We start from the raw sequence: 23,625 nt of genomic DNA on the forward strand, positions 1-23,625 counted from the left end.
TATTGAATCTATACCCATATACGCCAAGAGAACCGCAAGGACATTCATGCCCGCCCAAGCCCCCACTCACGATAGCGCGCTAGAAGAGCAGCATATAGCTAAACACTCTGACCCAATCCCCCCACAAGAGGCAGAAGAGCCCGAAGCCCGCAATACTATGAGCGAACTTGAGCACGCCATTATTGCCCTGGAGAAGAAAAATTGGCGCTACCAGGGACGAAAAGAACAGGCGATTCTAAATATGGGACTGAGCCCCATAGCCTACTATCAAAAGCTCAACTCCATGATTGATGACCCGCGCATTATTGCCCGCTACCCGGTGGAAACCGACGCCTGGCGTGCACGCCGCGAGAGCAATATGTAGAGATAACCGCTCACGTCACAAAGAGTGAGATAGACGCCCGAAACATAGGACGGGCGCCTAAAACAGGGTAATCTAGACACAGACACTACTGAATACCAGCATTGCGCCCCGCCCAGAGTATACGCCCCAGCAGACACTTAGAGCAGGCGCGCAGCGAGCACCACTAGGACAAGCCGAGTATGAGCGCATTCCCGCCGGATGAATTCGACAAGATCGACGAAAATACCGCCCGCCGCGGTACCTACCGCGGCACCCTCATCGACCCCTCCAAGAACCCGCGCGGTGCACTTCCTGTCATCATTGCCGGTGCGCTCGCCCTGGTGCTGGGTGTTGTCATGTATCTGATGGCTCCTAAGCTTTACAGCCCCGGCACCTCCAGCTCCAAGCCCGTAGCGAGCTCCTCGGCATCGGCTGCTCCGCGTTCTAGCGCAGCTGCCTCCAGCGCCGCGGCAACCCCCAGCCCCACCGTGGATTCCTCGATTACCCTGAGCGTGTACAACTCGGGCGCTGCCGCAGGTAGCGCAACCAATGCCGCTACCCGTCTGCGCAACGCAGGGTACACCGTGGCGGCAACGGCAAACTGGACCGGCACCGCACCGGCCAATAGCATTGTGTACTACGGCTCCGGCTATGAGCAGCAGGCACAGCTGGTGGCATCGCAGCTGAACATTAGCAGCGTGCGTGAAATTAGCGCCGCTAACGGCCTGGGCTCCAATGACGTTATGGTGGTTCTTGCCAACGATTACGTCGCAGCATAAGCTCATACCTTAGCGCCCGCACGGTCGACCTAAACGACCCGGCGGGCGCTAAGTGCGCTCATGGCGATTAAGAGCCTGAAGGGGTCCAAAAATCTTGCTTGTACAGGCACTAAACTGACACAATAAATGAGGTATTAAAGCGGGTAGGGAGAGCCCTACCCGAAAAACTAGCCCAGGAGGGACAACGCCACATGGCAAAGCTCATTGCTTTTGATGAAGAAGCACGTCGCGGTCTGGAGCGAGGCCTAAACACTCTCGCTGACGCCGTGAAGGTCACCCTCGGCCCGCGCGGTCGCAACGTTGTTCTGGAGAAGGCGTGGGGCGCCCCCACCATCACCAACGACGGTGTGTCCATCGCCAAGGAAATCGAGCTCGAGGATCCGTACGAAAAGATCGGCGCAGAGCTGGTCAAGGAAGTTGCCAAGAAGACCGACGATATCGCAGGTGACGGCACCACCACCGCAACCGTGCTGGCACAGGCACTGGTTCGCGAGGGTCTGCGTAACGTGGCAGCTGGCGCTGACCCTCTCTCCCTCAAGCGCGGTATTGAGAAGGCTGTTGAGGCAGTCACCGCCGCTCTGCTCGAATCCGCTAAGGAAGTTGAGACCGAGGAAGAGATCGCAGCAACCGCATCTATCTCCGCAGGTGACGCAGAGATCGGTAAGCTGATCGCACAGGCTATGGAGAAGGTCGGCAAGGAAGGTGTGATTACCGTTGAGGAGTCCAACACCTTCGGCCTGCACCTGGAACTGACCGAGGGTATGCGCTTCGATAAGGGCTTCCTCTCCGGTTACTTCGTGACCGACCCCGAGCGCCAGGAAGCTGTTCTGGAAGACCCCTACGTGCTGGTCGTCAACCAGAAGATCTCCAACGTTAAGGACCTGGTTCCGGTTCTGGAGAAGGTCATGCAGTCCGGCAAGCCCCTGCTGATCGTGGCTGAGGACGTTGAGGGTGAGGCTCTGGCTCTGCTGGTGCTGAACAAGATGCGCGGCTCCATTAAGTCCGTGGCTGTGAAGGCTCCGGGCTTTGGTGATCGTCGTAAGGCTCAGATGGCTGATATTGCTATCCTGACCGGCGGCCAGGTTATTACCGAAGAGGTCGGCCTGTCCCTGGATTCTGCAACCCTGGATATGCTCGGTTCCGCTCGCAAGGTCGTTGTGACCAAGGACGAAACCACCATTATTGAGGGCGCTGGCGACGCAGCTGCTATTGAAGGCCGCGTGAACCAGATTCGTGCCGAGATCGCTAACTCCGACTCCGATTACGATCGTGAGAAGCTGCAGGAGCGCCTGGCAAAGCTCGCCGGTGGTGTGGCTGTGCTCAAGGCTGGCGCTGCAACCGAGGTTGAGCTCAAGGAACGCAAGCACCGCATTGAGGACGCTGTGCGTAACGCAAAGGCTGCTGTTGAAGAGGGCATCGTCCCCGGCGGTGGCGTGGCTCTGATCCAGGCTGGCGTGCAGGCATTCGAGTCCCTGCAGCTGGAGGGTGACGAGGCAACCGGCGCGAACATTGTTCGTGTTGCTATTGACGCTCCGCTGAAGCAGATCGCTGCAAACGCTGGCCTGGAGCCGGGCGTTGTGGTTGATAAGGTTCGTTCCCTGCCCGCAGGTACCGGCCTGAATGCTGCAACCGGTCAGTACGAAGACCTGATGGCTGCCGGCATTAACGACCCTGTCAAGGTCACCCGTTCCGCTCTGCAGAACGCTGCATCTATTGCGGGTCTGTTCCTGACCACCGAGGCTGTTGTGGCTAACAAGCCCGAGCCCGCCGGTGCTGCTGTTCCCGGCGCTGACGCAATGGGCGGCATGATGTAATCATCGCTGAGTGAACCCCTGTGTGTATCTGTACACACAGGGGTTCCTGCGTTTAATACCCTTATCAGTCTGCCCTCTCTGCCCGGGGTGCGCGGGCGGGGGTAGAATAGTGTACCTATGGAATGCCAGTATTACCGCGAGAATTTATGCCACTCCTGCGCCACTATCGAGCTGCCCTATGAGCAGCAGGTAGCCGCCAAGGAGAATGATGCGCACACCCTGCTGCAGGCATACCCGCACGTCAAATGGCTGCCCACCGCAACCAGCGCCCAGAGCGGCTTCCGCAATAAAGCCAAGTTCGTGGTGGGTGGAACCGCCGATCACCCGACCCTGGGTACCGTGGATTACCGTAGCGGCGCCTCCACCGACCTTGGGCAATGCCCGCTCTATATTGAGCAGATTGAGCCTGCGGTGCCGGTGCTGCGCGAATTTATTCGCCGCGCGCACCTGACCCCCTACGATATCCCCAAGCGCCGCGGCGAGCTAAAGAATATTCTCGTGACCGCCAGCGATGACGGTCAGCTGATGATTCGTTTTGTGTTGCGTTCTAAAAAGCTGCTGGTGCCGATCAAAAAGAATATGGATTGGCTGTGCCAGCAGCTGCCCACGGCCCGTGTGATTTCGGTGAATCTGCTGCGTGAGCATGTGGCGCTGGTGGAGGGTGATGAAGAAATTATCCTCACCGATCATCAGACCCTGCCCATGCGGGTTAACGACATGGTGCTACACCTGCGCCCGCAGAGTTTCTTCCAGACAAATACGTCGATTGCCGAGGCCATGTATTCTCAGGCTCAACAATGGGTGGCAGAGGTACAGCCGGGCAGCCTGTGGGATCTGTATTGCGGTGTGGGTGGTTTTGCCCTGCACGCCGCCGAGGTGATGGAACCCCACGCCCCGGTGACCGGTATTGAGATTAGCTCCGAGGCTATTGCCAGTGCCCGCTGGACCGCCCGCGAGAGTAGTATTGAGAATCTGCATTTCTCCGCCCAGGATGCGCCCGAGTTCGCCCTGTCTTCCGGTAGTGTGCCCGAGGTGCTGATTATGAACCCTCCGCGCCGCGGTATTGGTGCGAAGCTGTGCTCCTGGGTGCAGGATTCGGGGATTGAGCGCGTGATTTACTCCAGCTGTAACGCTAAGACACTGGCTCAGGATTTGGAGCGTATGCCCGCCTATGACCCGGTGCAGGCGCGTGTGCTGGATATGTTCCCGAATTCCAACCACTATGAGGTCATTACCCTACTTCAGCGCCGCGCGTAGATAGGTTTGGTCAGATAGATACTGGGCTTTCAAAGGGGGTACAGTAGTACCCATGCTTGAGACTAAAACCATTGTGCTGGTGCACGGCTATATGAATAATGCGCGCGTATGGGATGAATGGATTCCCTACCTTCAACGCTCCGGGTACACGGTACATGCCCCCTCCTGGCTCTATATGGATGCGCCCATCTCTCAGTTGCAGGTCAACCCCGATGCGCGTTTGGGACAGGTGACTTTTGGAGAGGTAGTAGAGCATTACGCGAGCTTTATTCAGAGCCTGCCCGAAAAGCCGATTCTGATCGGTCATTCCCTGGGCGGTGTGATGGTACAGAAGCTGGCCGAGCTGGGTTACGCGGCGGCTGCGGTGGCGGTCAATAGCGGCCCTCCGGCGGGTATTAGTGTTATGAATCTGGGGTGGTTGGTTTCCAATATTCAGCTGCTGGCTCCCTGGTCTAAGGCGCCCGCTCGCCTGATGAACCAGAAATGGTACCACCGCTATGTCTGCCAGGATCTGAGCTTTGAAGAAACCGGGCAGATGATGCGTGAGTTCTGTGTGCCTGCGGGCGCTCGCATCCCGGCAACCATCCAGCCTATTGATTGGTCTAAGTCGCATGTGCCTCTGCTATTTATTGCCGGCTCGCGGGATGCTTCGCAGCCTCCGGCGGTGAATTTCAAGAATTATAACGCCTACACCGATCCGGGCAGTGTGAAGGATTATATTCAGATTCAGGGCCGTACCCACAATACTCTGCGTCAGGATGGCTGGGAGTATGTTGCCGATACTATTCTGTTGTGGCTGCGCGGTCTGGACTAAAGACTGCCCGCGAGATCAGTAGATACACCTAGAGAAACACCCGTGATTATTCCAATGATTGTGGGTGTTTCTTAATGCCCGATTAAGATATAGCAGCCGCGGAATAAAGGTTGATGAGAACCGTTATAGGGATTGTCATACATCTTAAATTCCGCCTGCCACGCGGTGAGCGGAGAGAACGGGGAGATCATCGTGAGCGATACTCTGCACTTTGACCTGGTGGTTATTGGTTTCGGTAAGGCAGGTAAGACCCTCGCCGGCACATACGCACGCAGCGGCAAGAACGTTGCCCTGATTGAGCAGTCCAGCCAGATGTACGGCGGCACCTGCATTAATATTGGCTGCGTACCCACCAAAGCACTGGTGGAACGCGCCCACACCCTGCGCGAGGGCGAGAACCCCGATGAGCATTACGCATCGGCTGTCACTTTCCGTGAGAAGCTCACCGGTGCCATGCGGGCTAAGAATAAGGAAATTCTGCTCTCGAACGAGACCGCAAAGCTCATTGACGGCCACGCACGATTTATCTCGGACACTGAGATTGAAGTCACCGGTGGCGACACTTCCCTGCGCATTACCGCAGACTATTTTGTGATCAATACCGGCGCTGTGCCGGTGCTGCCCGCAATTGACGGTCTGGCAGAGTCCACGCGTGTGCTGACCTCCACCGAGCTGCAGAGCCTTGAGCCTCGCCCGCAGCGCCTGGCGGTGCTCGGTGGCGGCCCGATCGGCATTGAATTTGCCGGTATTTTCGCCTCCTACGGTACGCAGGTAAGCATCTTGGACGGTCCCCCCGCCCTCTTTGACCGATACGATGAGGATGTCGCCCAGGTTGCCCGCGATATCCTCACCGAGCAGGGTATCACTGTACATTCGGGCGTGCGCGTTGAGCGCATTGAAGATAGCGCTGAAGGTGTGACCGTGTACTACGCTAACTCCGAAGGCGCCTCCCAAGGCCTAGAGGCTGACTATGTGCTGGTAGCTACCGGCCGTAAGCCCGCCACCGAGGGCCTGGGTCTGGAGAACACCTCCATTAAGCTCACCGAACGCGGAGCAATTGCTGTTGACGAGCACCTGCGCACCTCGGTACCGAATATTTTCGCAGCCGGTGACGTGAACGGCGGCCCGCAGTTCACCTATATTTCTCTGGATGATTACCGCGTGATTGCCTCCCAGCTGATGGGTGACGGCTCCCGCTCCACCGGTGACCGCCAGGCGGTAGCGGCAACTATGTACATGAACCCGCCTCTGTCTTCTGTGGGTCTAACCGAGCGTGAGGCGCTGGCAGCCGGTCACCGCGTGAAGGTTTCCTCCAAGCCCGTGGCTGCTATTGCGGCAATGCCTCGCGCGAAGATTGTGGGCAACCCCGCCGGTGTCATGAAGTTCGTGATTGACGCTGAGAACGATAAGATTCTGGGCGCTCAGCTGCTGGTGGTTGAGTCCGGCGAGGTGATTAACCTGGTGGCTCAGGCGATGCGTTTCGGTATTACTGCCTCTCAGCTGCGCGATGCTATTTACACTCACCCCTCCATTACCGAGGGTATTAATGAGGTGCTGGCGGTTCAGACTGAGGTCAAATAAGCACCGAATACCAGGACATAAATTCTTGTAATTACACAATAGATTAAAGCGTGGGGTGCACTAGATATCTAGTACACCCCACGCTTTAATCTATTGTGTATACGGGCTGATCAGGAACCTACGCAGAAGCAATCAAACGCTGCGACAGCTCAGTGATGGAGCGGATCTTAGCCTGATTATCGGCGCAATAGGTGACCATCATCAGCTCATCGGTTGCGGTCTCCTGAGCGAACGCCTCTAGACGAGCCGCCACATCATCATAGGTGCCCACGAACATATGGCGATTACCCACGAGCATGGTGCGCAGGCGAGTCGCGTATTCCTCATCGGCAGCAATCTCATCCGGGTGCTTGAACTGCACGGGCAGGCCGCGCGCCAGGCGGTAGCGGAAATTCAACGCCGAGAGCGCATAATGCTGGGCTTCTTCTTCGGTTTCAGCAGCCATCACCGAGACAGCCGAAAGGTTCGTACCCTCCACGCCCTCGGGCAGCTGGGAACGGTAAGCATCCATCAGGTGCTCATCCTGAGAACCACTAAAGAACTGTGCGTAGGCGTAGTTGAAACCGTGGTGCGCTGCCCAGGTTGCCGAAGAGCCGGAGGAACCGAGCATCCACAGCTGCGGCGCGGTTGCCGGAGTGGGGAAGGCGTGCAGCATGGCGTAGGGGCTGTCCTTGGGCACATCGGCGCGGATAAAGGCAGCGGTTTCAAGAATAATATCGTTAATTTCGGGGACACCAATGGTGCGACCCTGATTCAGAGCTGCCGCGGCAAGCATATCGGTACCGGGCGCACGACCCAGACCCAAATCCACACGGTCGGGGTAGAGGGAAGCGAGCAGGTTGAAACGCTCGGCGATCTGCAAACTGCCATAGTTCATAGCCATGACACCGCCGGTACCCACACGAATACGCTCGGTGTGGGCAAGCACGTGAGCAGCCATAATATCGGGTGCGGAGCTAATGAAGCCGCGGGAGTTGTGATGCTCAGCGAACCAAATGCGGGTGTACCCGTTTGCATCGGCCGCCTGGGCGAACTCGGTCAGGCGTGAGAGGGTTTCTTCGCTGCTGACCCCGGTATAGAGGGGCACCTGGTCGAGAATGCTATAGCGAGTCATTGGGTTTTCCTTGAATGCCATATATGTATTTCGTGTACTAAGTACAGCCTAACACTTTTCACTGGCTATCCTGCTCCCTTTCGCCCGCGGTGTACGCCCGTTTATGCCCCTGTACGCCCCGGTTCTCGATGCCTGACAGGCTGTTAACAGAAATAGTGCGAAGCCTTATGAGCTCTATTCATCAGGTAAGCGTTTTATATGAGCTAGAGATACGAGACAAAAGCCTAAGGGTGTCCTAAGATAGATGAGGACACCAATCAACGGCGCTGACCTCTTCAACCGACGAAGAGCGCCACCGATAAAGAAAGACAACGCACATGGCACTACCGGCAATTGCGCCCTACTCCTACACCGATAACGAACACGCCAACCGCGTCTCCTGGCCCGTCGACCCCTCCCGTGCCGTACTGCTGGTACACGATCTGCAGGAGCATTTCGTCCGCGCCTTCTCACGCACCGACGAAAACGGCAATGAGCTACCCGAAGCGCAGATTAATATCGCCATTGCCAACACCCGCCGCCTGCTGGATACCGCCCACGCAGCCGGCATTCCCGTCTACTACACCGCACAGCCGCCCCGCCAGGACCCGGCTGACCGTCGCCTGCTGATCGACTTCTGGGGCGACGGCATGCAGGATGACGAAGGCGCACAGATTCTACCCGCCATTGCACCGGCAGAGGGCGATACCGTGCTGACCAAGTGGCGCTACTCCGCCTTTGTCCGCTCCGATTTCGAGCAGCGCCTCAAAGACTCCGGCCGCGACCAGCTGATTATTGTGGGCGTGTATGCACACATTGGCTGCCTGACCACCGCCCTGGAAGCCTTTATGCGCGATATTCAGCCCTTTATGGTCGCTGACGGCCTGGCTGATTTTAGCGAGGAGGAGCACCGCATGGCCTGCGAGTACGCTTCGGGCCGTTGCGCTCGCGTGCTTTCCACCGATGAGGTGCTGGCAGATATTGCCTCCTTCGAGAACGGTGCGGAGGCGTAAATGAGCTGGGTTATTGTTACCGGTGCCAATGGCGGTATTGGTACCGCCACCGTGCACCAGCTCATCCGTGACGGTTATAGCGTATATGCCGCCGATATGGCGCCTGAACCCGCGGAATCTTTCGCCAGCTACGGGGATGCTACCTTCCGTTACGCGCAGGTGGACGTCACCAGTGAAGAGTCCGTGGCTGCACTGGCTCATAGTGTCGCAGCGCTGGAGCAGGAGATTCAGGGCGCCGTGCTGGCAGCCGGTATTGCTCACAGCCAGTCCCTGCTGGATACCTCTTTTGAGACCTGGAAAAAGCTGCAGGCGGTCAATGCCGACGGCGTGTTCCTGTGCCTGCGCGAATTCGCACGCATTATGATTGCCCAGGCGGACAGCGACCCGTCCAATGCCCGCTCCCTGGTGACCATTGCCTCCAATGCGGCACGCACCCCGCGCGCGGAATTTGGTGCCTACGGTGCCTCCAAGGCGGCTGCTTTGCGCGTGTCCACCAGCTTCGGATTGCAGCTTGCAGCGCACGGCATTCGCGTGAATGTGGTGTGCCCGGGTACCACCCGCACCCCCATGGTGACCGACGCTTGGGATGGCGAGGACCAGAGCGCCCTGCCCATTGCCGGCAACCCCGCCACCTACCGCCTGGGTATTCCCCTGGGTCGTATTGCCGACCCGGAGGATATTGCCCGCGTGAATTCCTTTGTGATAAGCCCTTCTTCTCGCCATATGACCATGCAGGAGCTGGTTGTTGATGGCGGCGCGACCCTTTAGGAGATATCTATGAGCCTTCCCGCTTTTAGCTTTGCCGTTGGCGAGCGCCTGATCCGCTCCGCCGGCGAGATTACCCCCGTGACCGAAGAGAACGCTTTTGAAGTGGCGCGCGCTAAGGGTAGCGCCGTGATGGGTCTGATTCCCTTTGATCCTTCACGCCCGGCGCATCTTTTTGTGCCCGATAGCATGGAGGTCATTGACTCTCCCGTACCGCAGGAGAGCGTTGAGCTGGCGCAGCCGGTGACCATTGCCGGCCGCGATAATCTGGGTTTCCGCCGCGCGGTATCCACCGCTGTAGAGCGCATGAAGGCCGGTCAGCTGCGTAAGATTGTGCTCTCCCGTCTGCTCTTTGCACACTATGAGCCCGGTGCTCTGAACCTGGATGCTCTCTACGATAATCTGCGTGAGCAGCAGCGCGATGCTTTCATTTTTAGTGTGCAGCTGCCTGAGGGTGAACGCGGTATGGAGCACTCCTATCTGATGGGTGCCTCCCCGGAGCTGATTTTTGGTACCGAGGGTTCTGCTTTTAAGACCCACCCTCTGGCGGGTTCCGCCCCGCGTATTGCTGTGCCCGATAGTGAAGAGGATATTGCCATTGGCGAGTTCCTGATGATTTCGCCCAAGGATCGCGGCGAGCACAAGACTGTGATTGACGATATTCGTGCGCGCCTGACCCCGATTTCTGAGGAGCTGAATATTCCCACCGCTCCCTCCCTGCTGAAGACCCCGCAGCTATGGCATTTGGGCACCCCGATTTCTGGTGTGCTCAAGCAGGGTCTAAATTGCCTGGACGGTGCGCGTGCTATTCACCCGACCCCGGCTATTTGCGGCACACCCACCGATACGGCTCGCGAGATGATTAGTGAGCTGGAGGACTTTGATCGTTCCTTCTTTGGTGGTCTGGTGGGCTATATGGATGCTGAGGGTAACGGCCAGTGGGCGCTGGTTCTGCGCTGCGCTCAGGTGGATGAGCAGACCGCTATTCTCTACGCGGGCGCCGGTATTGTGGCTGAGTCCGACCCGGTGCTCGAGCACACTGAGACCGGTACCAAGCTGGGTAGTTTTGGTCGCGCTCTGGGTATTGATACTCTACCGGAGCGTAAAGCGTAGTAGCTCTTTGGATGTTGAGATTAAAACACCCAATCTAGGAGCCCAGAATACGGGCAATATCTTTAGGCACGGTGACCGGATATATTTCCGGCATCGTGCCTTCTGCGTGCTCGGGTACCTTGCGTAGGGTCGAGTCGCACAGAGGTGCGAAGGGAGCGGGCACGCTCACCGGGCGCGCCAGGGCAGCGTAGAAGTATTCTTCCTGCCCCTGGACGGGGTCTTGGGTGACCGCCACGCTGGAGGCTTCTGCCGCTTCACGGCGCAGGGCGTAGAAGTGAATATAAAATGAGCATTCTACATTGTGGGACTCACTCTGAGAGCTTTCGGAGGCAGAGACCAAGACGGGAGCAGGCAGAGAAGTATTCACACGAAGGGTATCAATGGGTTCCCAGAGTAGCTCCGGTACAGCGCCGTTTAGCGACTCACGCTCGAGGGCAATATGCTGCTGGATGCGCTCGCACGCCGTACGAGCCTGCACCTGCAGAGTGTCCAGAGCCGGTACATCAATACGGGCGGGGGAGTAGGATAGACCGTGACCGAAAACCTTGAGTATCGCCTCCTTAGCCACCCACGCCAGGGTACCGGCGCGCTGCTGAGCCTGCGCGTCCAAACTCTCGTATAGGCTCTTTTCCACGCTCGAAAGAGCAACCCGGCTAAAACCGGGAAAGAGTCGAGCCGCGGCGGACTCCACGTCCAAACCCAGGGGTAGAGCATCAGCTCCCAGAGCGCCCAGTGCCAGGGAAGAAGTCTGCGACATGGAGAAATTCACGCCCTCAATCCTTGGCTTGCCGTGCTTCTTGCCCGAAGTGCACAGCAGACAGCTACGATTGACCGCAATATCACCGGCGGCGGTCGGGCTGAATTCTAAGCGTGTGGCGGCCAAAGCCCGCATAAGCGCCTGAGTGGCAAGATAGCTCACCGCCGAGGTACGCGAAGGAGCAGAGGCAGCGCGCTCATGCTCAGCGTGCCCCAAATAGCTCAGCCAGCTAAAACGCATGCTCGAGTACAGGGCGCGCGTGGGCAGGGCAAAAATTTTAGTCGGGCTCATATGTTCTAGAATAGCGCCGCGCAAGGGGCGTTCACAGCAGGATAGGGTAAAGTCAAAGACATGATTGAGATTATTGCAGCAGCAGACGGTTCGGCGCTGGGCAACCCCGGCCCGGCAGGCTGGGCCTGGTACATTGACGAGAACACCTGGGCTGCCGGTGGCTGGGAGCACGGCACCAATAATATGGGCGAGATTAAAGGCGTGCTGGACCTTTTTGAATCCACCGCGAACCTGCCCGAGCACCGCCTGAAAGTGCTCTGCGATAGCCAGTATGTGATTAATTCCGTGACCAAGTGGATGGCGGGCTGGAAGAAGAAGGGCTGGAAGAAGTCCGACGGTAAGCCCGTGCTCAATCGTGAGCTTTGGGAGCAACTGGATGCCGCCATTGCCGGTCGCAACTATGAGTTTTCCTGGGTGAAGGGTCACTCCGGACATGAGCTGAACGAAGCAGCGGATTCTCGCGCCAATGCGGCGGCTCAGGCATATAAGGCTGGTCAGGAGCCGGAGGCAGGCCCTGGCCTGAGCGAGGCTTTTGTGCGCTCTGTGGGTCTTGAGCCTCAAGGTGCTGAAGAGATGACCCCTGAGGCTCAGGAAACCTTAGAAAAGGCTCAGGAGCCCGGGATGGAAGCCGAAGAGGTTCTTGAGACTCCCACCGCTTCGGCGCCCGAGAGTACCCCGGAGGATGCTACTCTCAGCACTCACGACTATAGCGAGGATGAGATTAGCGCAGCTCGTCGTAATTTGGATGCCCTGCGCGCCTCGGGTCTGCTGGGTTCGGGAGCTAAGATTGCTGTGCCCGATGAGCAGGAAGTTCGCGAACGCAAGGCGAAGTTTGCCGAGCTGGAAGAGCAGCGCGCAAAAGCTGAAGGACAGGCGGCAGCTCGTGCCGAAGACGAGCTGGAAGCTAAAACCATCCAGGCTAATGAGGAGGAGATTTCGGATCTGCCTCAGGGTGATGACGGAGACTACGATCCGCTCGAAGAGCTCTATGCTGAGGACGAGACTCAGCAGGCTGAGCAGGGCGAGCCGCAGGCTGTAGAGCCCGCTCAGCAGCCCGCTCATGCTCACGAGAGCGCATCTATAGGTGAGAGCGCACCGGCAGAAGAGGGCGCGCATTCCTCGCGTATTCTGCCCCCTCCGGCTCAGGATGATATGGAACCCTTGGGTCCCTGGGATGATGAGCTGCATGACAACGCACCGCAGGGTGCGCCTTCCCAGATCGCTGTATCCCAAGCAGCGCCCGCACAGTCTCAGCTTGTACAGCCTCAGCAGAATATCGACCCCTGGGCTGATACTCAGGCTGCAGCGCCTCAGGCGCTCGGTGTCCCCGCGCCGAACCCCGATGATGCTGTCCGAGCCGATATGTACTTAGCTCAGCACGGCACGAGCCTGGACGATAATACCCTCACTGCCCTGCTGCATGAGCGTCTGGTCTGGGCGACCGTGGCGGGTAAGACCGTCACTCGCGCCTCGGCTCTTGCCTACCGCTCGGCGGCTTTTGCTCAGGTGGGTGCACCCATTAAGCACAGCGCTCAGCGGGTGGATGAGTCCAATGTACTGGTCTTTGCCCAGATTCAGGTGCCCGGTCGAGGCACAGTGAACCGTTCGAGCCTGTGGCACTATGATGCCGCTAACGCTCGCTGGTCCCTACGCTTTAGGCAAGATACCCTGGTGCCCGCCGCCTAAGCGTCTCGATGAGAGATACGCGACCCCCGGTTTTCGGGGGTCGCGTGGCTTTAAGAGGGGCATAGGAAATAGGTACAGCTCAAGGGTGCTAGTCATAAAACGTCATATATCCTGTCATAATCCGGTAAATTCAGCCTCGAAAGACCACTATTGAGCCATATACGTCTGTGGATAGCTCAATCTTTGATAGAAATGAACTACTTTATCCACAGATTACTAAAAAGCACCAAAATGCATGAAAAAAGTACCATAGAGTTAAACCATGCACCGCACGGTGCACATAGAAACGAAATACCCCGCAGACGGGGACTAACTCAAGGAGAAAAACAATGGCTCAGTTTACCGTAGATTCCGAAATCATTGCCGCTAAGAGCGCCCAGGCACGCGCCCAGGTCGAGGCGATTTCCAGCGAAGTCACCGCCATGACCGCCTCCCTGCAGGATCTGCAGAGCTCCTGGACCGGTAGTGCATCGGCAAATTTCCAGAGTGTGTTGGATAATTGGCACGGCACCCAGCGCCGCGTTGAAGAATCCATCGCCCAGATTAACCTGGCTCTGGATAAGGCAGGCACCACCTATTCCGATACCGAAATGAGCAATGCGTCCATGTTTGTTGGCTAAAGAGCCCTCCGCGCTCTAAAGTAACGATAGATACGGTGATACAAGTCCGCTGCACCTGGACTCACCGATACTGTCCTCAGGTTGCCGTCAGCAATTACGCGTAAGCGTTCATAGTGCGACCATAAAAGAGGCGAGGCTGAATCAGCCCCGCCTCTTTTTAGTATCTCTTTATCCCTTGCCCTCGCCGTAAAAGCTGCTCTAGAAAGTTCCCGGAGCAGGCGCCGGCGCCATAGACTCAGCCACCTGCGGGGGCAGTTGAGGAGGCACAAAAGGCAGAGAAATCACGAAGGTAGCGCCACCTCCCGGGGTCTCCTCAATATGAATACTGCCCTCGTGCTGTTCAATAATTGCTGCGGCAATACTCAGACCCAGACCGGTACCACCGGTCTGACGCGAGCGAGAAGCATCGGTACGGTAGAAACGCTCAAAGACACGCTCACGATCTTCGCCGTGAATACCCGGGCCGTGATCTCGCACCTGAATTACCGAGCGCACGCCCAGGGGCCCCTCCTGACGTACACCCACCGCAATCTCTAGGGGAGTGCCCTCCGGGGTGTAGCGCATGGCATTGGTAATCAGGTTCGCAATCACCTGGCGCATGCGCTGCTCATCTCCCAGCACGGTCGCCTGGGTGGGAGGCTCGGTGGGGGTTAGACCCATCAGGGTTACGGCACGATCGGGGGAGGTAGCGTAGGCGTCATTGGTGGCATCCACCGCCAGATTAAACAGGTCAAAGGGTGCCAGCTGAGATTCGCGGCGCTCGTCAATTCGCGCCAGGGTCAGCAGATCCTCCACCAGCTGACCCATGCGCTTGGATTCGGATTCAATACGATCCATTGCCATAGCTACGGCATCCGCATTGGGCAGGGCGCCCTGACGATACAGTTCGGCATAGCCGCGGATACTCACCAGGGGGGTACGCAGCTCATGGGAAGCATCTCCCACAAAGCGGCGCATTTTCGCCTCGCTGCGCGCCTGAGCCTTGAAAGAAGCCTCAATCTGGCTGAGCATAGTATTGAGCGAGGTGGAGAGATGACCGATCTCATTATTGGGGTTGTAGTCCTCAATGCGCTGGGAGAGGTCGCCGGCAGCAATTTTCGCCGCGGTTTGCTCCACACGCGCCAGAGGCTCAAAGGTGCGCGTAACCAGCACCCAGGTCATAGCAATAGCCGAGATGAGCGTGGCAACGCCGAAAGCAAAGGTCAGAACACCCACCAGAGCCACCACCTGGTTGGTTTGCTTCAGAGGCACAGCAATAATCACCGAGGTTGCCGGTCCCAGGGCGCTATCGCTGCCGGAATTATCCAGAGTAATGGGCAGAATACGCCAATCGCTTGAGCCCGGCCCGCCATTGACCGTGGCACCGCTGAGGGAATTTTTGGCAACCTTATCGGCATTCCAACCGCTAATATCCGGGCCGTTTTCTCCGGGGGTTTGCTGCTCCGAGCTTGCCTGGTAGAGCACCGTGCCGTCTTTATCCAGTAGATAGGCGCGGTAAGATCCCAGGGAGGCATTGCGCTCGGAATTGCGCGTGGTCATCAGGGTGGTAATGGTGCTGGAGCTGGCGCGCATTTCTTCATCCAGCTGCTGCACCATTTGGGAGCGCAGAGCCGAAATAGCCACCAGGGAGGTCACAGCGATCGCCAGGGCGATCAAAAAGGAGGTGACTAGCACCAGCTGGGTGCGCAGGGAGAGCGCCTGGGTAAAGCGGCGGGAGCGGGAGAGTTTCTCGCCCGTTTCGGATTCAATATTTACGCCCGGAACGCCGGGCATGGAGCCGGGGGAGGGCATGAGGGAGGCGGTCAGCTCGCCGGTGGGCATATCGTCCGCATCGGGCAGGGCTGTATTAGCGTGGGGTTCGGAGGTCATAGAAGGGCTCTCTTCGTGCCTGAGGTTAGATAAGGAGGGGATAAAGAGACGCGCCCGCAGATGTGGGTTGGTAAGCCAAGCCACGGGGTGCGGGCGCGTGGATTCTTTAGGCGCGGGAGCCTCGAACCATGTATCCAACACCGCGCTTGGTGTGAATCAGGGGTTCCTTATCCGGGCGCTGAGCGTCAATCTTACGGCGCAGGTAGGAGATATAGGATTCCACAATGGAGGAATCGCCATTGAAATCGTATTCCCACACGTGGTCGAGAATCTGAGCCTTGGAAAGCACTCGGTTTGCGTTGAGCATGAGGTAGTGCAGCAGGTTGAACTCGGTGGGGGAGAGGTCGATTTCGGTTTCACCCAGGAATACTTCGTGAGTGTCGATATTCAGGGAGAGGTCGTCCACGCGCAGGATCGCATCGTCCTGACCCTCTGCCGAGCGGGAGCGGCGTAGGATAGCACGGATGCGGGCAATAACCTCGTCCAGAGAGAAGGGCTTGGTCACGTAGTCGTCGCCACCGGCGCCCAGACCGGCAACCTTATCTTCCACGGCGTCTTTTGCGGTGAGGAAGAGTACGGGGTAGGTGCGTCCGGCATCGCGCAGTCGGCGGGTTACCTCAAAGCCGTCCATGCCGGGCATCATGACGTCCAGCAGGATCAGATCGGGCTGTTCGCGTTCTGCTGCTTCTAGGGCGTCGCGACCATTACCTGCGGTGACGACCTCAAAACCGGCAAAGCGCAGGGAGGTTGCTAGGAGTTCAAGAATATTAAACTCGTCATCGACGACGAGCAATTTAGCTTCGGCAGTCATCTATCTCTTTCGGTGGTAGTGTTAGCTGGCGCGGCGGCGGCGAACCGCCAGGTAGATTGCCGCCATGAGGAGCATAAAAGCAACCGGCAGTAGAACCAGCGGGATCTGGCTCATAATGGCGGGTACTTCTTGTTCTGCTGATTTCATCAAGAGCATGATTACTCCGGAAAGTACGCATAGGATTGCCAGGGCGCCACCGCCAAAGCCCAACCAGCGAATAGCAGCGGTGTAGGGCAGCGGCGTATCGGTCTTGATGTGTTCTTCACTCATAGCACTACACTAGCACCGTATGTACCTAAATCACTGCATACGGGCGGAATTTAGGGCTAAAAGCACCCCTAAAACACTCAATTGTTGGGCTCAAGGCGCGGGGTTTGTGTCCTGTGGCTTTGTCATCAATGGGTGGGGGCAGGGAAAATTTGGTTTAATGGAGGTATGTCGCAACAGGTAGAGAATCAGCAGCACAGTCTTCAGGATCCTTTCGCCCCGGTGGCTGAGGAAGATCAGCAGCTGGAGGCTACCCTCGGCGTACCCTTTAAAGCTCGACGTACCTCCAAGGTAGATGAGGTGCTGGCAGAGGCTAAGGACATTGCCTTGCTGGGCGTGCAGGGTATCGCCCCGAAGAACTCGATCGGTCTGCTGCACCATGTGCGCGCCGAAGAGGAACGACTGACCACCCATCTTTTTGAGTGCACTCTGCCCGGCTACCGCGGCTGGTTCTGGTTCGCCACCCTCACTCGCGCACCCCGCTCGAAGAAGGCAACTATTTGCGAGGTTGGTTTGCTGCCCGGAGATGATGCTCTGCTGGCTCCCGCCTGGGTGCCCTGGGCTGAGCGCCTGCGCCCGGAGGATATTGAGGCTGAGGATCTGCAGGGTGAGGTAGCTGAAGTTGCCGCCGCGAATATTGACCCGGATGCAGCCGAAGCCGAAGAAGTGGTGCCTGCGGCTCTGAGCGAGGAAGAGATTGCTCGCGAGATTGAAGAGGCCGAAGCTGCAGATGCTCAGAAGAAGGTAGCCCGCCGTAAGGGTCGCTATAAGGGTCGTAAATATTCCCGTAAAGCTAAGGCTGAATAGTTCTTAAATTACCCACGTTTGCTGCTGATAGGCGGTTAACGGGGGTGTTTTGCGTGCCTTGAGCGAAAACTCTGCGCCTGACAGTGTGTCACTCGTGGCAAATTTAGGTAAAAAGGTACATAATAGGTAATCAGTAAAGTTCTAACTTAGGGAAAGCTATCTTTTCCCTGTAGTGCGATCATTTTGTGGATCACTGGATTGAAGGAAAGAGCCGGATATGACCGACCTCATCGATACTACTGAGATGTATCTGCGTACCATCCTGGAATTGGAAGAAGAAGGCATCGTGCCCATGCGTGCGCGTATTGCTGAGCGTCTGGAGCACTCCGGCCCCACCGTTTCTCAGACTGTCGCCCGTATGGAAAAGCACGGCCTGCTGGTAGTGCAGCCCGATCGTCACCTCTCGCTGACCGAAGAAGGTCGCCAGAAAGCTGTTGAGGTGATGCGCAAGCACCGCCTGGCGGAGCGCCTGCTGGCTGATGTGATCGGCCTGGACATTGAGTACGTGCACGACGAAGCCTGCCGGTGGGAGCACGTGATGAGCGATCGCGTGGAGAAGCGCATTCTGGGCATGCTCAACACCCCCAAGTTCTCCCCCTACGGCAACGCTATTCCGGGTCTGGAAGAGCTGGGTGTGGAGAGCGCACACAATGATGAGCGCACCGTATCTATGTCCATTGTGGCTCGCGATTCCCGCCCCGAGGATCGTTTCACCATTTCTCGTTTCCCCGAGTCCATCCAGACCGATATTGAACTGCTCAAGCTGCTGGCAGACGCCGGTATTGTTTACGGTGCTACTGTATCCGTGGTGGCAGGTACCGAGGATGATGTGATTGTTCGCGCCGATGGCGAGGATACCGCACTGTCCCTGGATAATGATGTTGCCAACGCTATTGTGGTCAAGCGCTCCTAAGCGCTAGACTTTTTAGAGTGTAGCTAACACGTAGGCCTCGAGCTCCCGCTCGCATACCGTATGCACGGTGTGCGAGCGGGTGTTTTTATCTGTGTCTGTGTGCTCTGCGGTGCTCGAGGAGAACCGGGATGGATGCGGTGGCTAATCTGGCGTGAGGTATGCACCCTGAAAAAGGGTAGGTCTCTTAAAGGGGTTGAGAGTTTATACAGCCCGTTTAATAAGCTTTAACGCGGGAATCTTAAATGCGATACGCCGGGGGAGAGAAGTTTTTAAGAGATTAAGACCCTAAAGCTATATCGCCGGGGTGGGGAGTTGAGGTTTAAAACGCTTAAACTCACTGGATACTTAAATGCCTAGTCACGGGCACTTAAAGAGACGAATAGCCGTTCGTTTAAGCTGAAGTTCCGGGTATGCTAAGGCTTCGCTAGCGGAAAAATTTCCAGGATTTACTCAGGATCAGAGGTGACAGCTGGGAGTTTTCTGTGTATTCTCTTTTACGTGCCCAAACACCTAATGTCAGAGGGCACCGCGAGTTAGATCCGCCGAGTGCTGCCGCTAACTCGTTAGAAACTACCCAATATTCGGCAGCAGCGGGGGACCCACTTTTGGTTTCTTGGTAGACCTTGGGGCGAAGTCACCGATTAGGTGGCCGGGCGTATCCATGTCCGAGTCCGACAGCTCACCTCGTCAGGCAATGGAGGAAATGATTTTTTATGGCTAAGAAGACTATCCGTAACGCTGGTATTGTCGCAATCGCTGGTGCAGCGCTGGTTGGTTCCACCGTTCCTGCAAACGCATTCGCAGAGGTTCCCGCAGCAGCTGACCTGTCCTACGACTACACCAACTACGAGTTCGACTACACCAGCTACACCACCCCCGCTACCTCTTATGTAGCACCCCAGGCTCAGCAGCAGCAGGCTTACCAGGCTCCCGTTCAGCAGCAGGCAGCTCCGGTACAGCAGGCTCCCGTTCAGCAGCAGGCAGCTCCCGTTCAGAACACTGCTCCCGCAGCTTCCACCGGTAACGCTTCCCGCGATGCAATCGTGGCAACCGCTAAGTCCGGTCTGGGTGGCGCATACGTTTGGGGCGGCAAGTCCTTCGGCGCATGGGATTGCTCCGGCTTCACCTCCTGGGTTTTCGCTCAGCACGGTATCAAGCTGACCGCTTACACCTTCGCAATGAAGAACGAGGTTCGTCCGACCTCCAACCCCCAGCCCGGTGACATCGTCTTCCAGAACGGTTACAACCACGTAGGTATCTACCTGGGTAACGGCAAGATGATCTCCGCACTGAACCCCTCTCAGGGCACCCTGATTCACGATGTGAACGCAATGCCCGTTGACGGTTTCTACACCGCGCTGTAAGTCTTAGACTTCCACACATTCACACAAAACCCCGTGGCTACGATAGTCACGGGGTTTTGCTTTTAAGAGTGTGCAGGCGGCTCCTGAATGCGCGGCAGACGCTGTCTTCTAAGCTGCCGGGCGCGCGGGAACTTCCTTTTTACCCGCAGCATAGGCGGCGGCGCGATCCTTAGCCTTAACCCTCAGACCGCTGGCAATCAAAATACGGGTTAGTTCCCCGGCGCTTACCGCCTGCGCGCCCAGAGAGAGCAGCTCATCGTACATCCAGATGGGCACATCATAATGATCTAAATCAAAGGCGCGCGGATCAATACCGGCACGCGCCGCAAAATCGTGCAGCTCCTCCAACGATGTATCGGAGATTAGATGCGAAAAATGCGTGCCGTGCGCCGGCCAGAGTGCGGGGTCAAGATAAATCACCTCTCTAGTCTAGGCAGAGCGCGCGGGCACCGCAGGGGAGAAAGCGCTAATGTTCACCCAACGGTGAGCCTGTTCGCTCTGCGCACTAAAGCCAACGGTGGGCAGCCAGTGAATCGGTGCGGGCTCTTAGGCGCGGTACTGTACTATAGATATATATGCCCTCGTAGCTCAGGGGATAGAGCACTTCTCTCCTAAAGAAGGTGTCGGACGTTCGAATCGTCTCGGGGGCACCACTAACCGCCGTGTCCTGTCAATGACGCGGCGGTTTTTATATCCTTGAAATACCTGCGCGCGTAGAAAGGACAACTATGAGCAGCACCCCCGAATCCTTCCCCGCGGGAGAGGATGCCCTCTTCGGCATGGACTTCTCCGCGCCCTACGACCCCGAATACGACGGCTATGTACCCGATGAAGCGGCAGCGGCTGAACCCTACCCGGCTACGGATCCTTTTGCTGGTGCCGACCCCTTTGCCGGTATGGATCTCATGGCAAACCCCGCGCCCCTGAACGATGCCCAGGCTATTGCCGCCCACGAAGACGCCCTGGGCGAATTTATGCCTCCTGCCTATCGCGTGGGTGGCAACGGGGAGGACTATGACCCCGCCGACCCCTACGCTCTGGCCCAGGCAGCTCCCACTTATAACCCGCACAGCCTGCTAGAAGGCTTGAACGAGCGCCAGCACCAGGCGGTCGTGCACTCCGGTACCCCTCTGCTCATTGTCGCCGGCGCGGGCTCGGGTAAAACCCGCGTGCTCACCCACCGCATCGCTTACCTGCTGGCAACCGGACGCGCGCATCCGGGTCAGATTCTTGCCATTACCTTTACCAATAAGGCGGCGGCTGAAATGCGCGAGCGTATTGAGGCGCTCATTGGCCCGCGCGCTCAGCGCATGTGGGTTTCGACCTTCCACAGCTTCTGCGTGCGCGTGCTGCGCCGTGAAGCAGCGGCTCTGGGGCTCAAATCCACCTTTACTATTTACGACTCGGCGGACTCGCAGCGCCTGCTGAGCCTGATTATTAAAGAAAAGGGGCTGGACCCGAAGAAGTTCAGCGCCCGCGCGGTCGGTTCTGCCATCTCGAATCTGAAGAATGAGCTGGTCACCGCCCGCTCCTATGCGGCGCGAGTATCTGCCTCCAATCCTTGGGAGCACGGCGTATCTACCGTCTACAGCGCCTATAGTGCGCGCCTGGCGGCGGCAAACTCCCTGGATTTTGACGATCTGATTGCTAAGACTGTGCAGCTGCTACGCGAAAACCCCGAGCTGGCAAACTACTATCGCCGCAAGTTCCGCCATATTCTGGTGGACGAGTATCAGGACACCAACCACGCCCAGTATGTGCTGGTGCGTGAGCTGGTGGGTGCCCACGCGCCCGCAGACCACCGTGAGCCGGGGGAGAAAAACCCGAATCCGAATGCGCCGACTCCCGGTGAGCTGACCGTGGTGGGCGACTCCGACCAGTCCATTTATGCCTTCCGCGGTGCCGATATTCGCAATATTATCGACTTCGAGAAGGACTACCCCAACGCGACCACCATTTTGCTGGAGCAGAACTACCGCTCTACGCAGAATATTCTCTCCGCAGCTAATGCGGTGATTGAGCGCAACCCCGATCGCCGCGAGAAGAAGCTCTGGACTGCCTCGGGTGCGGGCGAGAAGATTATTGGCTATGTGGCTGACTCCGAGCACGCCGAGGCACGCTATATTGCCCAGGAAATTGACCGCCTGAGCGATGAATACGGGGTTAAGCCCTCGGATGTGGCGATTTTCTACCGCACCAATGCCCAGTCGCGCGCCCTGGAAGAAATGCTCATGCGCGCGGGTCTGCCCTATCGTGTGGTTGGTGGCACCCGATTCTACGAGCGCAAGGAAATTAAGGACGCCCTGGCGTATCTGCGCGCTCTGTCCAACCCGGATGATGATATTTCGGTGCGTCGCATTCTGAATGAGCCCAAACGCGGTATTGGCGCCAAGAGCGAATCGGTGGTTGCCGATTACGCTACCGCGCGCAATATTTCCTTCTTTAGCGCCGCCCAGCAGGCTGGCTCTATTGACGCTCTGGGTGCTGCTGCGGTTAAAAAGTACGCCGCTTTTGTGCAGCTCATGGAGGATCTGGCGCAGATTTCCCGCACCGAGTCCGCCTCCACCACCCTGGAGGCTGTGCTGGAGCAGAGCGGCTATTTGCAGACCCTGCGTGAGTCCAAGGACATTCAGGATGAGTCGCGCGTGGAGAACCTCTCCGAGCTGCTGGACGCCATGGTTGAGTTTGAGAACGATAACCCCGGTGCTGATTTGGAGCAGTTCCTGGAGCATGTCTCCCTGGTGGCGGATGCCGATTCCATTCCCTCCCGCCCGGCAACGGCGGATGGTTCGACCCCCAGCGCGGCTCAGATTGCAGCCGAGGCAGCAGAAGCTAAGGAAGCGGGCGTTATTACTCTGATGACTCTGCACACCGCTAAGGGTCTGGAGTTCCCCGTGGTCTTTTTGACCGGTATGGAGTACGGTTTGTTCCCGCATCAGCGTGCCCTGACCGATGAGAAGGAAATGAGCGAGGAGCGCCGCCTGGCGTATGTGGGTCTGACTCGCGCCATGGAGCGCCTGTACGTGACTCGCGCGGAGGCTCGCACTATGTGGGGTAAGAGTACTTTTAATCCGCCCTCGCCTTTCTTGGAGGAGATTCCGGAGGATCTGCTGGATTGGAAGCGTACCGGTAGTACCTTTGGTGGTTTTGGTGCCTCCGGTATGGGTTCCTATGGTTCCGTTTATGGCTCCGGTGGGTATTCTTCCGGTAGCTACGGCGGATATTCTTCGGCAGGCTACTCCTCCGGCGGCTACCGTGGCTCTTCTAGCGGCTACCGCGAGAATTCTTCAAGCTCCTATGATGAGGGTTCGCAGGTCTCCCGTGGCCCCTCTAGTGCTGCGGTGAATGGCTCGGCATCCTACGGTTTGGCGGCTGCCGCTCGCGCCGCGGGTGCTACCTCCAAACCTCAGGCATCTCGGGTGCACCAGGCTAAGGAAGTGGTGCAGTTGGCGGTGGGGGATAAGGTCTCCCATAAGAGCTTTGGTACCGGTGTTGTGCTGGCGTTGGAAGGGCGCGGGGATAAGACCGTAGCGAAGGTTCGCTTTGGCTCGGAAGAGAAGCGTCTGCTGCTGCGTTATGCACCGGTGCAGAAGCTCTCCTAAGGCTAAAATTCGGGGCGTGTGCTCAATGGTTTAGGTGGATGAAACTCTTTGCCGAAAACTGTTAAG

General features: G+C 57.7%; 19 protein-coding genes, 1 tRNA gene, 2 pseudogenes and 1 riboswitch. Of the genes and pseudogenes, 16 read left to right on the top strand and 6 right to left on the bottom strand.

Features of this window, described 5'->3' with window-relative positions; genetic code table 11:
* The first annotated feature begins 157 nt into the window (after positions 1-157).
* From Q4P78_RS01230 to Q4P78_RS01255, 6 genes are all read left to right on the top strand, one after another.
* The gene (locus tag Q4P78_RS01230; protein WP_303338483.1) at positions 158-364 is read left to right on the top strand and encodes a DUF3263 domain-containing protein; all 207 of its coding nucleotides are present in this window, start codon (positions 158-160) and stop codon (positions 362-364) included.
* A 179-nt stretch (positions 365-543) separates the two neighbouring features.
* Positions 544-1,122 (top strand): LytR C-terminal domain-containing protein, encoded by a 579-nt coding sequence (locus Q4P78_RS01235; protein WP_303338484.1) that lies wholly within the window; start codon positions 544-546, stop codon positions 1,120-1,122.
* A gap of 191 nt (positions 1,123-1,313) precedes the next feature.
* Entirely contained in the window at positions 1,314-2,936 is a 1,623-nt protein-coding gene (gene groL / locus Q4P78_RS01240; protein ID WP_303338485.1) for a chaperonin GroEL, read from the top strand.
* A gap of 117 nt (positions 2,937-3,053) precedes the next feature.
* Positions 3,054-4,193, top strand: a complete 1,140-nt coding sequence (gene rlmC / locus Q4P78_RS01245; protein WP_303338486.1) for a 23S rRNA (uracil(747)-C(5))-methyltransferase RlmC — start codon at positions 3,054-3,056, stop codon at positions 4,191-4,193.
* Positions 4,194-4,245: 52 nt separating this feature from the next.
* On the top strand, positions 4,246-5,007 hold the full coding sequence (locus Q4P78_RS01250; RefSeq protein ID WP_303338487.1) for an alpha/beta hydrolase: 762 nt from the start codon (positions 4,246-4,248) through the stop codon (positions 5,005-5,007).
* Between the two features lie 189 nt (positions 5,008-5,196).
* Positions 5,197-6,588 (top strand): FAD-dependent oxidoreductase, encoded by a 1,392-nt coding sequence (locus Q4P78_RS01255; protein WP_303338572.1) that lies wholly within the window; start codon positions 5,197-5,199, stop codon positions 6,586-6,588.
* A gap of 118 nt (positions 6,589-6,706) precedes the next feature.
* On the opposite strand, the gene Q4P78_RS01260 is transcribed toward Q4P78_RS01255, so the two are convergent.
* Positions 6,707-7,702 (bottom strand): MsnO8 family LLM class oxidoreductase, encoded by a 996-nt coding sequence (locus Q4P78_RS01260; RefSeq protein ID WP_303338488.1) that lies wholly within the window; start codon positions 7,700-7,702, stop codon positions 6,707-6,709.
* Between the two features lie 317 nt (positions 7,703-8,019).
* On the opposite strand from Q4P78_RS01260, the gene Q4P78_RS01265 reads away from it, so the two are divergent.
* From Q4P78_RS01265 to Q4P78_RS01275, 3 genes are read left to right on the top strand one after another with little or no spacing between them, the layout of a single operon-like run.
* The gene (locus Q4P78_RS01265; protein ID WP_303338489.1) at positions 8,020-8,694 is read left to right on the top strand and encodes an isochorismatase family protein; all 675 of its coding nucleotides are present in this window, start codon (positions 8,020-8,022) and stop codon (positions 8,692-8,694) included.
* Positions 8,695-9,462 (top strand): SDR family oxidoreductase, encoded by a 768-nt coding sequence (locus tag Q4P78_RS01270; RefSeq protein WP_303338490.1) that lies wholly within the window; start codon positions 8,695-8,697, stop codon positions 9,460-9,462.
* A 9-nt stretch (positions 9,463-9,471) separates the two neighbouring features.
* A complete protein-coding gene (locus Q4P78_RS01275; protein ID WP_303338491.1) occupies positions 9,472-10,572 on the top strand; it encodes an isochorismate synthase MenF in 1,101 nt (366 codons plus the stop codon).
* Between the two features lie 34 nt (positions 10,573-10,606).
* On the opposite strand, the gene Q4P78_RS01280 is transcribed toward Q4P78_RS01275, so the two are convergent.
* Positions 10,607-11,620, bottom strand: a complete 1,014-nt coding sequence (locus Q4P78_RS01280; RefSeq protein ID WP_303338492.1) for a 4'-phosphopantetheinyl transferase superfamily protein — start codon at positions 11,618-11,620, stop codon at positions 10,607-10,609.
* Between the two features lie 63 nt (positions 11,621-11,683).
* On the opposite strand from Q4P78_RS01280, the pseudogene Q4P78_RS01285 reads away from it, so the two are divergent.
* A pseudogene (locus tag Q4P78_RS01285) lies at positions 11,684-12,139 on the top strand (RNase H family protein); the annotation flags it as partial.
* Between the two features lie 1,496 nt (positions 12,140-13,635).
* The gene (locus Q4P78_RS01290; RefSeq protein ID WP_303338493.1) at positions 13,636-13,926 is read left to right on the top strand and encodes a WXG100 family type VII secretion target; all 291 of its coding nucleotides are present in this window, start codon (positions 13,636-13,638) and stop codon (positions 13,924-13,926) included.
* A 198-nt stretch (positions 13,927-14,124) separates the two neighbouring features.
* On the opposite strand, the gene Q4P78_RS01295 is transcribed toward Q4P78_RS01290, so the two are convergent.
* From Q4P78_RS01295 to Q4P78_RS01305, 3 genes are all read right to left on the bottom strand, one after another.
* Positions 14,125-15,795, bottom strand: coding sequence for a HAMP domain-containing sensor histidine kinase (locus tag Q4P78_RS01295; protein WP_303338494.1), 1,671 nt, complete (start codon positions 15,793-15,795; stop codon positions 14,125-14,127).
* Positions 15,796-15,901: 106 nt separating this feature from the next.
* Positions 15,902-16,606 carry a response regulator transcription factor gene (locus Q4P78_RS01300; protein ID WP_303338495.1) on the bottom strand — a complete coding sequence of 235 codons (705 nt, stop codon included), beginning with the start codon at positions 16,604-16,606 and terminating at the stop codon, positions 15,902-15,904.
* Positions 16,607-16,627: 21 nt separating this feature from the next.
* Entirely contained in the window at positions 16,628-16,876 is a 249-nt protein-coding gene (locus Q4P78_RS01305) for a hypothetical protein (protein WP_303338496.1), read from the bottom strand.
* 165 nt (positions 16,877-17,041) lie between these two features.
* On the opposite strand from Q4P78_RS01305, the gene Q4P78_RS01310 reads away from it, so the two are divergent.
* The 3 genes from Q4P78_RS01310 (at position 17,042) to Q4P78_RS01320 (ending at position 19,957) form a co-directional block, all read left to right on the top strand.
* On the top strand, positions 17,042-17,680 hold the full coding sequence (locus Q4P78_RS01310; RefSeq protein WP_303338497.1) for a DUF3027 domain-containing protein: 639 nt from the start codon (positions 17,042-17,044) through the stop codon (positions 17,678-17,680).
* Between the two features lie 217 nt (positions 17,681-17,897).
* Positions 17,898-18,593, top strand: a complete 696-nt coding sequence (locus tag Q4P78_RS01315; protein WP_303338498.1) for a metal-dependent transcriptional regulator — start codon at positions 17,898-17,900, stop codon at positions 18,591-18,593.
* A 561-nt stretch (positions 18,594-19,154) separates the two neighbouring features.
* A riboswitch (cyclic di-AMP (ydaO/yuaA leader) is annotated at positions 19,155-19,302 on the top strand.
* Between the two features lie 4 nt (positions 19,303-19,306).
* Entirely contained in the window at positions 19,307-19,957 is a 651-nt protein-coding gene (locus Q4P78_RS01320; protein ID WP_303338499.1) for a C40 family peptidase, read from the top strand.
* Between the two features lie 159 nt (positions 19,958-20,116).
* Here the strand turns inward: Q4P78_RS01320 and Q4P78_RS01325 are convergent.
* A pseudogene (locus tag Q4P78_RS01325) lies at positions 20,117-20,377 on the bottom strand (DUF4031 domain-containing protein); the annotation flags it as partial.
* A gap of 157 nt (positions 20,378-20,534) precedes the next feature.
* On the opposite strand from Q4P78_RS01325, the gene Q4P78_RS01330 reads away from it, so the two are divergent.
* Together Q4P78_RS01330 and pcrA are read left to right on the top strand one after the other, a co-directional pair.
* Positions 20,535-20,610 (top strand) — tRNA-Arg (locus tag Q4P78_RS01330).
* 75 nt (positions 20,611-20,685) lie between these two features.
* Positions 20,686-23,559: a DNA helicase PcrA gene (pcrA, locus tag Q4P78_RS01335; protein ID WP_303338500.1), complete on the top strand. Its 2,874-nt coding sequence runs from the start codon at positions 20,686-20,688 to the stop codon at positions 23,557-23,559.
* The last annotated feature ends 66 nt before the right edge of the window (positions 23,560-23,625 follow it).

This window comes from Rothia sp. (in: high G+C Gram-positive bacteria) (genome assembly GCF_030540545.1).
Classification (GTDB): Bacteria; Actinomycetota; Actinomycetes; order Actinomycetales; family Micrococcaceae; genus Rothia.